The organism is Burkholderia sp. 10_S31, from assembly GCF_056930375.1.
Genome location: NZ_JBXOWK010000003.1, coordinates 2,842,524 through 2,855,643 on the forward strand (window position 1 = coordinate 2,842,524; position 13,120 = coordinate 2,855,643).

Annotated in this window: 15 protein-coding genes; 9 read left to right on the forward strand and 6 right to left on the reverse strand. The window is 67.2% G+C overall.

The window, feature by feature from the left end; genetic code table 11:
• Positions 1-55: 55 nt before the first annotated feature.
• Complete coding sequence (gene pyk, locus AC1Z3W_RS33375; protein WP_057929313.1) at positions 56-1,492, reverse strand: pyruvate kinase; 1,437 nt, start codon at positions 1,490-1,492, stop codon at positions 56-58.
• Here pyk and AC1Z3W_RS33380 point away from each other — a divergent pair.
• Positions 1,491-1,619: a hypothetical protein gene (locus AC1Z3W_RS33380; protein WP_260428264.1), complete on the forward strand. Its 129-nt coding sequence runs from the start codon at positions 1,491-1,493 to the stop codon at positions 1,617-1,619. The genes pyk and AC1Z3W_RS33380 overlap by 2 nt on opposite strands.
• A 157-nt stretch (positions 1,620-1,776) precedes the next feature.
• Here AC1Z3W_RS33380 and AC1Z3W_RS33385 read toward each other — a convergent pair whose 3' ends face one another.
• From AC1Z3W_RS33385 to AC1Z3W_RS33395, 3 genes are all read right to left on the reverse strand, one after another.
• Entirely contained in the window at positions 1,777-2,973 is a 1,197-nt protein-coding gene (locus tag AC1Z3W_RS33385) for a phosphoglycerate kinase (protein ID WP_483509337.1), read from the reverse strand.
• Positions 2,974-3,264: 291 nt separating this feature from the next.
• Positions 3,265-3,588 carry an AzlD domain-containing protein gene (locus AC1Z3W_RS33390; RefSeq protein WP_124833665.1) on the reverse strand — a complete coding sequence of 108 codons (324 nt, stop codon included), beginning with the start codon at positions 3,586-3,588 and terminating at the stop codon, positions 3,265-3,267.
• Positions 3,585-4,340 (reverse strand): AzlC family ABC transporter permease, encoded by a 756-nt coding sequence (locus AC1Z3W_RS33395; protein ID WP_057929316.1) that lies wholly within the window; start codon positions 4,338-4,340, stop codon positions 3,585-3,587. The genes AC1Z3W_RS33390 and AC1Z3W_RS33395 overlap by 4 nt, the downstream gene beginning before the upstream one ends.
• 206 nt (positions 4,341-4,546) lie before the next feature.
• On the opposite strand from AC1Z3W_RS33395, the gene AC1Z3W_RS33400 reads away from it, so the two are divergent.
• The 6 genes from AC1Z3W_RS33400 (at position 4,547) to AC1Z3W_RS33425 (ending at position 9,112) form a co-directional block, all read left to right on the forward strand.
• Positions 4,547-5,470 (forward strand): branched-chain amino acid transaminase, encoded by a 924-nt coding sequence (locus AC1Z3W_RS33400; RefSeq protein WP_082664882.1) that lies wholly within the window; start codon positions 4,547-4,549, stop codon positions 5,468-5,470.
• Positions 5,471-5,520: 50 nt separating this feature from the next.
• On the forward strand, positions 5,521-5,715 hold the full coding sequence (locus AC1Z3W_RS33405) for a zinc-finger domain-containing protein (protein ID WP_006749970.1): 195 nt from the start codon (positions 5,521-5,523) through the stop codon (positions 5,713-5,715).
• A gap of 137 nt (positions 5,716-5,852) precedes the next feature.
• Entirely contained in the window at positions 5,853-6,890 is a 1,038-nt protein-coding gene (gene waaF / locus AC1Z3W_RS33410; protein ID WP_057929318.1) for a lipopolysaccharide heptosyltransferase II, read from the forward strand.
• Between the two features lie 115 nt (positions 6,891-7,005).
• Entirely contained in the window at positions 7,006-7,452 is a 447-nt protein-coding gene (locus AC1Z3W_RS33415) for a nuclear transport factor 2 family protein (RefSeq protein ID WP_006749968.1), read from the forward strand.
• Between the two features lie 33 nt (positions 7,453-7,485).
• Positions 7,486-8,523 (forward strand): hydrolase, encoded by a 1,038-nt coding sequence (locus AC1Z3W_RS33420; RefSeq protein ID WP_057929319.1) that lies wholly within the window; start codon positions 7,486-7,488, stop codon positions 8,521-8,523.
• Positions 8,516-9,112, forward strand: a complete 597-nt coding sequence (locus AC1Z3W_RS33425) for a DUF2946 family protein (protein ID WP_483509338.1) — start codon at positions 8,516-8,518, stop codon at positions 9,110-9,112. Before AC1Z3W_RS33420 ends, AC1Z3W_RS33425 begins: the two co-directional genes overlap by 8 nt.
• A gap of 30 nt (positions 9,113-9,142) precedes the next feature.
• Here the strand turns inward: AC1Z3W_RS33425 and AC1Z3W_RS33430 are convergent, their stop codons facing one another.
• On the reverse strand, positions 9,143-10,837 hold the full coding sequence (locus AC1Z3W_RS33430) for a M48 family metalloprotease (protein ID WP_057929321.1): 1,695 nt from the start codon (positions 10,835-10,837) through the stop codon (positions 9,143-9,145).
• A 272-nt stretch (positions 10,838-11,109) separates the two neighbouring features.
• Here AC1Z3W_RS33430 and moaC point away from each other — a divergent pair, with 272 nt between their 5' ends.
• Together moaC and AC1Z3W_RS33440 are read left to right on the forward strand one after the other, a co-directional pair.
• A complete protein-coding gene (gene moaC, locus AC1Z3W_RS33435) occupies positions 11,110-11,589 on the forward strand; it encodes a cyclic pyranopterin monophosphate synthase MoaC (protein WP_057929322.1) in 480 nt (159 codons plus the stop codon).
• Between the two features lie 137 nt (positions 11,590-11,726).
• Positions 11,727-12,710, forward strand: a complete 984-nt coding sequence (locus AC1Z3W_RS33440; RefSeq protein ID WP_483509339.1) for a tyrosine-type recombinase/integrase — start codon at positions 11,727-11,729, stop codon at positions 12,708-12,710.
• A gap of 85 nt (positions 12,711-12,795) precedes the next feature.
• Here the strand turns inward: AC1Z3W_RS33440 and AC1Z3W_RS33445 are convergent, their stop codons facing one another.
• Entirely contained in the window at positions 12,796-13,083 is a 288-nt protein-coding gene (locus AC1Z3W_RS33445) for a PAAR domain-containing protein (RefSeq protein WP_483509340.1), read from the reverse strand.
• Between the last annotated feature and the right edge of the window lie 37 nt (positions 13,084-13,120).

A 13,120-nucleotide genomic window follows, 5' to 3' on the forward strand; every position in this document is an offset into this window, starting at 1 on the left:
GCGCCCGATCAGCTCGGGCGGCCGGTCGACGGACCGGCCCGGCGCACGCCGGCGCTCAGTAATGCTCGCCGACCCGCACGATCTTCAGCGTATTGGTGCCGCCCGCCTGCCCCATCGGCTCGCCGACGGTCAGCACGACCATGTCGCCGTGCTGCACGTAGCCCTGCTTGACGACGATCTCGAGCGCCGCCTGCAGCGCCGAGTCGCGGTCGCTGTTGAAGTCGACGTGCAGCGGCGTCACGTTGCGGTACAGCGCCATCGTGCGCTCGCTGCCGACGCGCGGCGTCAGCGCGAAGATCGGCACGTGCGTGTAGTGACGCGACATCCACAGCGCGGTCGCACCCGATTCGGTCAGCGCGATGATCGCCTTCGCGCCGAGGTGGTATGCGGTGAACAGCGCGCCCATCGCGATCGACTGGTCGATCCGCGTGAACGTGCGGTCGAGGAAATCCTTGTCCAGCTCGACGTGCTCGGACTTTTCCGCCTCGACGCACACGGCCGCCATCGTCTCGATCGTGACGACCGGGTACTTGCCGGCGGCCGTCTCGGCCGACAGCATCACCGCGTCGGTGCCGTCGAGCACCGCGTTCGCGACGTCCGACACTTCCGCGCGGGTCGGCACGGGCGCGTGGATCATCGATTCCATCATCTGCGTCGCGGTGATCACGAGCTTGTTCGACTCGCGCGCCATCCGGATCATGCGCTTCTGCAGCGCCGGCACGGCCGCGTTGCCGACTTCCACCGCGAGGTCGCCGCGCGCGACCATGATCCCGTCGGACGCATCGAGAATACTCTGCAGCGCCGGAATCGCCTCCGCGCGCTCGATCTTCGCAATCATCTTCGGCTTGATGCCGTACGGCGCGCCCGCGATGTTCGCGAGCTGGCGCGCCATTTCCATGTCGGTCGCGTTCTTCGGGAACGACACCGCGACGAGATCCGCGCCGAGCGACATTGCCGTGCGGATGTCCTCCATGTCCTTCGCGGTCAGCGCGGGTGCCGACAGGCCGCCGCCCTGGCGGTTGATCCCCTTGTTGTTCGACAGCTCGCCGCCCACCTTGACGATCGTGTGGATCTCGTCGCCGAGCACGCGCTCGACGGTCAGCACGATCAGGCCGTCGTTCAGCAGCAGCAGGTCGCCCGGCTTCAGGTCACGCGGCAGTTCCTTGTAGTCGAGGCCGACCCGCTCGTCGTTGCCGAGCTCGCAGCCCGCGTCGAGGATGAAGGCCTGGCCCGGCGTCAGCGTCGTCTTGCCGTTCTCGAACTTGCCGACGCGGATCTTCGGGCCCTGGAGGTCGGCCATGATCGCGATCTCGCGGCCGACCCTGCGGGCGGCCTCGCGCACCATCTCGGCGCGCTGGCGGTGATCGTCGGCCGTGCCGTGCGAAAAATTGAGCCGCACGACGTCGAGGCCCGCCTGCATCATCTGCAGCAGAATCTCCGGCGAACTGGAAGCCGGGCCGATCGTGGCGACTATCTTGGTGGCGCGCTGCATGAAACTCCTCATCTGGATCAAGGTGGATGCGCTGGGTGAAACGCTGCGAGAGCCGGAATCGGCGAGCCCAGCGGCGGCCGTTCCGGGGAGCGTGCCGGTGCTTGCGCCCGGCATCGCTTTGTTCTGAATCTCGTGGTGCTGTACGGCCGCGTCGCCGGCAGCCGCCGGTGCGCGCGGGGCCGAGTTCGCCCGCGCGGGCGCGCGTTTGCGCTTGCCCGTGCCGGCCGGCTGCTCCGCTTTCGCGGAGCGCGCGGCCCTCGTCACCCCTGCGCGCGCCGCCACGCTCAGGCCGCCCGCGTTTCGAGCACTTCCACCGCCGGCAGCTTCTTCCCCTCGAGGAACTCGAGGAAGGCGCCGCCGCCCGTCGAGATGTAGCTGACCTGGTCGTGGATGCCGTACTTCGCGATGGCCGCGAGCGTATCGCCGCCGCCCGCGATCGAAAACGCGGACGATTTGGCGATCGCTTCGGCGAGCGTCTTGGTGCCGTTGCCGAACTGGTCGAACTCGAACACGCCGACCGGGCCGTTCCACACGATCGTACCGGCCTTCTCGAGCTGGCTCGCGAGCGCCTTGGCCGTATCGGGGCCGATGTCGAGGATCATGTCGTCCGCTTCGATGTCGGCGACCTGCTTCACCGTGGCCGCGGCCGTCGGCGAGAATTCCTTGGCCGTCACGACGTCGGTCGGGATCGGCACCGACGCGCCGCGCTCGCGCGCTTCGTCGATGATCGCCTTCGCCTCGGCAACGAGATCGGCTTCCGCGAGCGACTTGCCGATCGACAGGCCAGCCGCGAGCATGAACGTGTTCGCAATGCCGCCGCCGACGATCAGCTGGTCGACCTTCCCGGCCAGCGACTTGAGGATCGTCAGCTTGGTCGACACCTTCGAGCCCGCGACGATCGCAACCAGCGGACGCGCCGGGTTGCCGAGCGCCTTGCCGAGCGCGTCGAGTTCGGCGGCCAGCAGCGGGCCCGCGCACGCGACCGGCGCGTACTTCGCGATCCCGTGAGTGGTCGCCTCGGCGCGGTGCGCGGTGCCGAACGCGTCGTTCACGTACACGTCGCAGAGCTTCGCCATTTTCTGGGCGAGCTCGTCCGAATTCTTCTTCTCGCCCTTGTTCACGCGGCAGTTCTCGAGCAGCACGACCTGGCCCGGCGCGACGTTCACGCCGTTCTCGACCCAGTTCAAGACGAGCGGTACATCACGGCCAAGCAGCTCGGCGAGGCGCTTCGCGACCGGCGCGAGCGAGTCTTCCGGCTTGAATTCGCCTTCGGTCGGACGGCCGAGGTGCGACGTGACCATCACGGCCGCGCCGGCGTCGAGCGCGGCCTGGATGGCCGGCACGGACGCGCGCACGCGCGTGTCTTCGGTGATGTTGCCGTGATCGTCCTGCGGGACGTTCAGGTCGGCGCGGATGAACACCCGCTTGCCGGCGAGCTGGCCGGCGGCGATCAGGTCGGTAAGACGCTTGACTTGGCTCATGTTGAACAGATTGAAGTAGTGGATGGGGAAAAGGGGGTCACGCTGGACGTGCGCGGGCTGCCGCGAAAGGGCGCCGCATGCGGCCGTGGCTGGCGGTTCGCATGACGCGCACGGGTAAAAAATCTCGAACGGGCATTCTAGCCGATCCATCCGGCAGACTGGCCGGTGCGGCGGCGAATTCCGCCTATTTGAGATCGGACGCGGTCGCCGACATATTGCCGCAACGCAACAATACACCAGCGTTGACGGCCGTTGCCGGGCCAACCGGCGTGGCAGTAGCGTGGCAGTTCGTCAGAAGATCAGTCGCAGCACCGTGAAAACGAGCATTCCGACGATGATCGTACCGAGCATGCTGCGCCGCCACAAAAACCAGCCGAGCCCGGCGAGCGCCGCATAGAACGGATGGTTGGACAGCGCGAACGACAGCCCGGCCGGCGTCTCGAGCACGTCGGGCAGGACGACCGCGACGAGCGCGGCGGCCGGCGCGTAGCGCAGCGCGCGCTGCGCGCGCTCGGGCAGCACGGTGCGTTCGCCGCCGAGCAGGAACAGCGCGCGCGTGACGGCCGTGACGATCGTCATCCCGACGATCACGATCCAGATTTCAGTCGCGCTCAATCGATTTCCTTTTCGTGCACGGTTTCGGTGCGGATGCGGCGCCAGTCGGCGCGTTCGACGAAGAAGTCGGCCGTGCAGCCGGCCGCGAGCGCGGCCAGCACCGCGATCGGCAGCGCGAGCCGGTACGGCAGGTCGAACGCGATCAGCGACACGATGCCCGCGACCGCGACGGCCGCGAGCGTCGAGCGGTTCGCGACCGCCGCCACCATGATCGGGATCAGCGCGAGCGTGCCGGCCAGCTCCAGCCCCCAGCTCGCGGGAAAGAAGCTCGCGAGCAGGATGCCGGCGAGCGACGACACCTGCCACGACGCCCAGCTCGCGAGCGCCATCCCCCAGAAATACGCTTCCTTGCCCGGCACGTGGCCGTACGCAAAGCCCTGTTTCTGGAACAGCAGGTAGATCACGTCGCCGTTGAAATAGCCGATCGCGAGGCGCCGCCACAGTGGCAGGTAGGAAAAATGGGGAGCAAGCCCGGCGCTGAAGATCACGAAGCGCATGTTGACCATCGCGGCGGTGAGCAGGATCGTCCAGATCGGCAGCTTCGCGACGAGAAGCGGCAGCACCGCGAGCTGCGACGAGCCCGCATAGACGAAGATCGACATCGCGCTCGCCTGCCCGAGCGTCATCACCGACTTGCTCATCGCGACACCGGTGACGAGCCCCCAGGACAGGATCGCCATCAGTGTCGGGGAATAGTCGCGCGCGCCCTGGATCAGCGCGAAGCGGTCGGTGGCGGACAATCGAGCGAGCATGGGAGAGCGGGCCGCGGCGGGCAGTTCGTCCGGGCTCCGGCGTCTCCTGCCGGCACGGCCCGTCGTTATTGGAATCGGTGCCGGACGATTATAGCCCCGGCCCTGAGCCGACCGACCGGATCGACGCCAAATGACGCTAAAATAAGCGTCTTTCCGGCTCAACGCTGCACACAACCCGCTGTACCACTGCTTCCCAGGAGAATCCTATGTCAATGGCCGACCGCGACGGCAAGATCTGGATGGACGGCAAGCTGATCGACTGGCGCGACGCCAAGATCCACGTCCTGACCCATACGCTGCACTACGGCATGGGCGTCTTCGAGGGCGTGCGCGCGTACAAGACGGCCGACGGCAGCACCGCGATCTTCCGCCTGCACGAGCACACCAAGCGCCTGCTGAACTCGGCGAAGATCTTCCAGATGGACGTGCCGTTCGACCGGGAAACCCTCGAAGCCGCGCAACTCGAAGTCGTGCGCGAGAACAAGCTCGAGTCGTGCTACCTGCGCCCGATCATCTGGGTCGGCTCGGAAAAGCTCGGCGTGTCCGCGAAGGGCAACACGATCCACGTCGCGATCGCCGCGTGGCCGTGGGGCGCATACCTCGGCGAGGACGGCCTCGCGAAGGGCATCCGCGTGAAGACGTCGTCGTTCACGCGCCACCACGTGAACGTGTCGATGGTCCGCGCGAAGGCGTCGGGCTGGTACGTGAACTCGATCCTCGCGAACCAGGAAGCCACCGCCGACGGTTACGACGAAGCGCTGCTGCTCGACGTCGACGGCTACGTGTCGGAAGGCTCCGGCGAGAACTTCTTCCTGGTGAACAACGGCAAGCTGTACACGCCCGACTTGGCGTCGTGCCTCGACGGCATCACGCGCGACACGGTCATCACGCTCGCGAAGGACGCCGGCATCGAGGTGATCGAGAAGCGCATCACGCGTGACGAGGTCTACACGGCCGATGAAGCGTTCTTCACCGGCACGGCCGCCGAAGTCACGCCGATCCGCGAGCTCGACAACCGCACGATCGGCAGCGGCGCGCGCGGCCCGGTCACGGAAAAGCTCCAGTCGGCGTTTTTCGATATCGTGTCGGGCAAGAACGCGAAGTACGCGCACTGGCTGACCAAGGTCTGAGAGCGCCGCGCCACCGACCGCCCCACAAAAGAGTGATAAGAGAAAGTCTCATGAGTGAAATCAAGGAAATGCCGCTGGTCGAGCTGACGGCCAAGGATCTTCCCGCTTACTGCCCGAACCCGGCCATGGCGCGCTGGAGCGCGCACCCGCGCGTCTTCATCGACGTGTCGCACGGCGAGGCGCGCTGCCCGTACTGCGGCACGCGCTACAAGCTGCGCGACGGCGAGGTGGTCAAGGGCCACTGAGCCCGGCCCGGGCCTGCGGGCCCGTCGCACGCGAGGCGGCGCAGCCGGCGTTCCGGCGCGCCGCCCTTTTCCTGTTCTGACAACCCGAACGCGGTGCATGCGCGCCGTGCTTCATTACGACATCGGAAGTCGACCTGATGCGTCGAGCGCTGGTTATCGCACCGAACTGGATCGGTGACGCATTGATGGCGCAGCCGCTTTTTGCGCTGCTGAAGAAGCTCCATCCCCGCATCGCGATCGATGCAGTCGCGCCCACCTGGGTCGCGCCCGTGCTCGAGCGGATGCCCGAGATCCACGATGTCTACGCGACCGACCTCGCGCACGGCAAGCTGCAGCTGCTGCGTCGCTGGCAGCTCGCGAGCGACCTGCGCGACGTCGGCTACGACGCGGCGTACGTGCTGCCGAATTCGCTGAAGTCCGCGGTGATCCCGTGGCTCGCGAACATCCCGCTGCGGATCGGCTACACGGGCGAGCACCGCTACGGCCTGCTGAACGTGCGGCACGCGAACCCCGACAAGTCGGCCGAGCGAGCGCCGATGACGACGCACTACGCGGCGCTCGCGTATGCGCCGGGCGCGAAGCTGCCCGAGTCGATGAAGACGCTGCCCGCGCCGCGTCTCGACGCCGATCTCAACGAGACGGCGCGCGTATCCGCGCGTTTCAACCTCGATACGCGCAAGCCGCTCGTCGTGTTCTGCCCGGGCGCCGAGTACGGCCCGGCCAAGCGCTGGCCGCCCGAGCACTTCGCGACGCTCGCGACGATCGTTCACCAGTCGTTCCCGTACACGCAGATCGTCGCGCTCGGTTCACAGAAGGACGCCGCCGCCGCCCAGGCGATCGCCGACCACGCGCCGAACGTGCGCAACCTGTGCGGGCAGACATCGCTGTCCGAGGCGTGCGCGCTGATCGCGCGCGCGAACGCGGTCGTGACCAACGATTCGGGGCTGATGCACGTCGCCGCCGCGCTGCGCCGGCCGCTCGTCGCGCTGTACGGATCGACCGATCCGCGCCACACCCCTCCGCTGTCCGAGCTGGCGAAGGTACAATGGTTGCATCTCGAATGCAGTCCCTGCTTCGAACGCGAGTGCCCGCTCGGCCATCTGAACTGTCTGCGCGAACTCGGTCCGGAGCAGGTATTCGGCGATTTGCGCGGCATGCTCGTCGGGCAGCGCTGACCCTGACCGGCAGCGTCGCACGACGCGCCGGGCAATCCGATTCACCGGTGCACGGCGGCTCCATCCGGGCCGCCGTGCTGAATACGGCGCGCGACGCGCGCGAGAGACAACCCCGATGCCACGTTTTGCCCGCCTTTTCGAAGCCGCTGCCGATACGCTGAACGCCTACTACCAGGCCGTCGCCGATGCCAATCTCGACGCGCTGCTGGGGTTGTGGATCGACGAGGACTTCGCCAGCTGCGTCTGGGCCGACGGCGAGCATCTGCATGGCCTCGACCAGATCCGCAGCGGGCTCGCCAACCGGCTCGCGACGCGCCCGGTGACGATCGAACCGCTCGACATCCGCGTGTACGACAGCCTCGGCACCGTCGTCTATACGATCGCCGAAGCACATCAGCAGGCCGACCTGACGGCCGAACCCGACATGGTTTTCGCGACGTACGTGATGATTCACGAACGTGGCGAGTGGCGCATCGCGCATATTCACGCGAGCCCGATTCCTGAACAAGCGGCCGGACAATTCGCCGCGAAGATCCGTCACGGGCAGGGTCCGCTGCACTGACGAAGAACGAAGCAACGCATTAGCGGGGCGATCATGAGTACGGCTTCTCCGCCCACCTCGCCGCTGACCGGGGCCCCGGCCCCCGACGACGATTCACTGCGCTATCGCGCACCACGCTGGCTGCCGAACAGCCATGCGCAAACCATCGTGCCCGCGCTGTTCGCACGACGACCGGCGGTTGCGTACCGGCGAGAGCGATGGGAAACCCCCGACCACGACTTCATCGATCTCGACTGGGTCGCGCATCTCGACAGTGCCGCGCCGCCGCCCGACGCGCCGCTGTTCGTGCTGTTCCACGGCCTCGAAGGCAGTTCCGGCTCGCACTACGCACTCGCAATGATGGCCACGGCGCGCGCGAAGGGCTGGCACGCGGTCGTCCCCCACTTTCGCAGCTGCAGCGGCGAGTTGAACCGGCAGCCGCGCTTCTACCATCTCGCCGACAGCGCCGAGGTCGACTGGATCCTGCGCCGGCTTGCCGCGCAGCATCGCGGGCCGGTCGTCGCGGCCGGCGTGTCGCTCGGCGGCAATGTGCTGCTGCGCTGGCTCGGTGAGCACCGCAGCGACACGTCGATCGTGCACGCGGCCGCCGCGATTTCGACGCCGATCGATGTGCATGCGGGCGGCCGCGCGCTGTCGCAGGGCTTCGCGATGGTCTATACGCGCAGCTTCCTGAAGACGCTGAAGCGCAAGGCGCTTGCGAAGCTCGACCAGTATCCGGGGCTGTTCGACCGCGACGCGATGCTGCGGGCCGTGACGATGCGCGACTTCGACGAGGTCGTGACCGCGCCGCTGCACGGCTTCGCCGACGCCGACGACTACTGGACGCAGGCCACGACGCGCCCGCTGCTGCCCGCGATCGACGTGCCCACGCTGATCCTCAACGCCCGCAACGATCCGTTCCTGCCCGAATCCGCGCTGCCGAGCGCCGCCGACGTATCGCCGGCCGTCGAGCTCGACCAGCCCGCGCACGGCGGCCACGCGGGATTCATGACCGGGCCGTTCCCCGGCCGCCTCGACTGGCTGTCGGCGCGGGTGTTCGGCTATTGCTCGAAATTCGTCGACCATGGATGACATCGTCAGGCAGGCCCTCGCCAAATGGCCGAACGTTCCGTACTGCACCGGCTGGCTGCTGCTCGACCGGCGCGGCGAGTGGCGGCTGCGCGACGACGCCGCGCAGGCCGCCGGCGAGCTCGGCTCGCCGATCCGGCATGCGGCGCTCAACGCGTTCATCGGGCGCAACTACGAATGCGATGCGCACGGCCAGTGGTTCTTCCAGAACGGGCCGCAGCGCGTGTACGTCGAGCTCGCCTATACGCCGTGGGTCGTGCGCCTGGCCGAGCGCGACGGAGCACTGACGCTGGCCGACCAGACCGGTGCGCCGTTCGAGCCGGACGCCGCGTGGCTCGACGATGCGGGCGGCGTGCTGTTTCGCGCGGTGGGCACGCCGCCGCGCATCGCCGCGCTGCACGACCACGACCTCGGCCTGTTCGCCGATCATGCGGACTTCGACGCGATACCGCCCGTGCTGCGCTGGCGCGACGGGCGCACGCTGCCGCTCGGCAACGTCGCGTGCGTCGACGTGCCGGCGACGTTCGGTTTCGTCGCGAGCCCCGCGCAGCGGGCGCACCGCGCCGCGCCGGACGGCGGCGCCGAAAACTGACGCGCAACCGCCCTGCCCGCCCGACGGCCGTTATCCGCGGCCGTTCTTCTCGTCCTCGCGCTCTTCCTTGTAGCGCGCCTCGAATTCCAGCAGCCGCGCGCCGATGATCGACTGGTCGTAGAACGACACGTCCTTCGCGTCGCGCGCCTCCTTCAGCTGGCGAATCGCCGACGGCCACGCGCCGTCGAGTGCCAGCTTCTCCGCGAGCGCCCGGCGCCGCGCGAGTATGTCGCCCTTGCCATCGCTCGCCTTCGCGAGATAGTCCCACCAGTCCGGCTGCTCGGGGTCCGCTTGCGCCTGCGTTCGCGCGAGCGTCTGCGCTTCGGTGAAGCGGCGCGCGGCGATCAGCGCCTGCAGGTGCGCGACGATCGCCGCGTGCGATGCCGGCCAGCGCCGCTGCGCGAGCGCCGCGAGCCGCACCGCGTCGTCGGTTCGGCCCGCGCGGCGGGCAATGTCGGCGGCGAGCACGTCGAGACTCGGCGAACTCGTCGCCGGATCGTCCGCGCGCCGCTCGCGTGCATCGAATGCAGTGCGGGCCGACGCGAGCGCCTTGTCCGCCGCGTCGTACTGGCCGAGCAGCGCGTTCGCGAGCGCGATCCCGTACTCGTTCGCCGCGACGTTCGGTGCCGTGCGATCGTCGATCTCGAGCTGCATCCGGCGCGCCTCCGCCGCGATGTCGTTCGGTGCGCGGTTCTGCAGAATGCGTAGCCGCGCGCGCACGAAGCCGTATTCGGCCGACTGGCGCGGCTGCCGGTACGGCGCGCGGCGCGCGCGATCCTCCATGTCGGCGATCCGCTCGCCCGTCAGCGGGTGCGTGCGCGCATAGGCCGGCACACCCGCGTCGCCCATCGACGCGCGCTCGAGCCGTTCGAAGAAACCCGGCATCCCGTACGGATCGTAGCCGGCGCCCGCGAGCAGCTGGAAACCGACGCGATCGGCCTCGCGCTCGGCCGACCGCGAGAAGCGCAGCTGGTTGTCCACCGCGTACGCCTGCCCGCCCATCGCGATCGCGCTGCCGAGATCGCCGCTTCGCGCGAGCACGCCCGCCAGCACGCCGAGCAGCATCGTCGCGAGCGCGGTGTAGCCGGTCTTCTCGTTCGCGCCGATCATCCGCGCGATGTGTCGCTGCAGCACGTGGCCCATCTCGTGGCCGACCACCGATGCGAGTTCAGACTCCGTCTGCGTCGTGACGACCAGCCCGCTGTTGATTCCGATGAAACCGCCTGGCATCGAAAACGCGTTGATCTGCGGATCGCGCACCGGGAACAGCTCGAAGTCCGGCGTGTAGCCGCCGATGTAGCGCGCCGCCGCCGCGGCCGCGAGCCGCTTCGCAACCGCATTCAGGTAGTCGCGCACGAGCCAGTCGTCGAGATAGTCCGGGTCGCGCCGCACCTCGCGCATCACGCGCTCGCCGAGACGGCGTTCGGCTTGCGGCGTGAGCGCGCCACCGGAGCCGTCGCCGAGGTCGGGCAGTTCCAGCGCGCGCAGCGGTGCGCGCAGGCTCGCGACGGGCGCGGATGCGCCGTCGGCGCCGGAAAACCGGCTTTCCGCGCCGCCGTAGGTGCCGAATACGCCGGTCGCGATGCCGGACGGCACCGTGGAAATCGTCGGCGCGGCGCCGGCCGCCGGCTCGAGCGGCAGCGCGGACGTGCGCTGCGCGTAGCCGCTCGGCGGCACCACGAGCGCCGCCGACAGCAACACGGCAAGCAACTGTTTGACACGCATGGCAGGATAAAGGCGATACCGTCCCGCGCGCCGGGCGCGCATCGCGACGTTTGGTCTGAATATTCGGGTCATTGTACCGATGCGATCCCGACTGTCCGCTGCGGCGGATGCGCCGTCTGCGCGCTTGGCGCCGCGGATGCCGCTGCTATGATAGGCGCCCGTTGAAAGATTGCATCGGATCGGGGCGCGCTTACCGGATTCAACGCCCCGGCCGATCGTGAAGCAGGATCGAGGAACGTGCTCGCGCTTCCTCCGTTCCACTGGAGCATGACATGTCAGGACTTACCCATTTCGACGCCGCCGGCCACGCACACATGGTCGACGTTGGCGGCAAGCAGGAAACGCAACGCATCGCGATCGCGCGCGGCACGATCCGGATGCTGCCGGCGACGTTCGCGCTGATTCGCGACGGCAAGGCGAAGAAAGGCGACGTGCTCGGCGTCGCGCGTATTGCCGCGATCCAGGGCGCGAAGCGCACGGCGGATCTGATTCCGCTGTGTCACCCGCTCGCGTTGACGCGCGTGGCCGTCGAGTTCGAACTCGACGACGCGCTGCCGGGCGTGCACTGCGTCGTGCAGGTCGAGACGTTCGGGCGAACCGGGGTCGAGATGGAGGCGCTGACTGCGGTGCAGGTCGGGTTGTTGACCGTCTACGACATGTGCAAGGCGGTCGATCGGGGGATGGTGATTACCGAGGTGAGCGTGAGGGAGAAGCGTGGCGGGAAGTCGGGGGACTGGAAGGCGGAGGGTTAAGGCTTTGTTTCGTAAGTCCTTTCCTCGATTCCATACCGCCCCCCGGTATCACCTTCGTCTGACGAAATCGCCTCGAACCTGACTGCTGGCATACGAAGAATCGATCTTGTCCCACTCCTGTCCCACAGGAGACTGGAATGGCTTCAATTCGCCAACGAGATGGGAAATGGCAAGTACGTGTTCGGCGTCGAGGATTCGCCGACGAAGCAAAAACGTTCAACACTCGCACCGATGCGGAGCGATGGGCGCGATCCGTCGAAACGGAGATGGATCGCGGAAGCTTCGTCAGTCGCAGTGAGGCCGAAGCGAACACGCTCGAAGACATCATCAACCTCTACATCACCGACGTATGTCCGACGCAACGTAGTGGCCCTGACGCAATCATTCGGCTTCGTGCCACTTGCCGCAAGACACTGGCAAAACTCAGCATGGCGGCGTTGACGCCGAAGGCTGTCGCAGCCTACCGGGACGAACGACTGAAACAGGTGAAACCCGCGACCGTGATTCGTGAACTGGCGTTCCTGTCGGCCATCATCAACCACGCTCGTCGGGAGTGGGACATCAACATCCCCAATCCCATCGCATTGATCCGCAAACCAACCGCCCCGCAAGGCAGGGACCGGGTACTGTCCATAGAAGAAGAGGCACGGCTTCTTGCTGAACTGGTTCCGGTTGGCCGCATTAATGTCTGGCTGCTTCCAGCAACGATCCTGAGCTTAGAAACCGGCATGCGACGCGGCGAACTGGTCGCACTTCGATGGTCGGACGTCAATCTTGAAGCCCAGACGGCACATTTACCGATGACCAAGAACGGGACCGCACGGACAGTTCCACTATCCAAGAAGGCCGTCGCTACGTTAGCGGCACTGCCACGATCCATCGACGGCCGGGTCATTCCGGTCAAGGGACTCACGTTGCATGCAGCGTTACGGAAAGCGTGCGCGCGGGCAGGAATAGCGGACTTCCACTGGCACGACCTACGGCATACCGCCATCACGCGGATGGCCCAGAAGCTGCCGAATGTCATCGAACTCGCCGCTGTCTCGGGCCATCGTAGTTTGACGATGTTGAAGCGGTACTACCACCCGTCCGCAACCGACTTGGCCCGAAAGCTGGGTTGACCAGTCAACGCCGCGATTAGCCGCTGCGTTGCCTTATATCACCTTCCAACAAGTCCGGCCCCCAAGGTAGGTGCGCACCGAGACATCACGCGTCAATCGACATGACCTGCTGAGACGGGATGAGCTTCGGCGGCGGCACACACTTGCAGATACAAAGGTCATCACTGAGTGCCACACGCCGACCGTCTGGTCCTGTCATCGGCAACCGTGGGCCGTCGCACTGAATCTTGCCAATCGTTTTACACACCGGGCAAAACACATCGTCCTCTTCATGTGCGATGTGCTTGCCATCAAGTTCAAACGGCGTTGCCCTTGCCCGGACCGTTCCGGCCACGGTCGTGTGATCGCCGTCGAGGATCATATATCGGGTCATTTGTTGTTGCCCAAGTCACATCCCGAAACGAACGAGT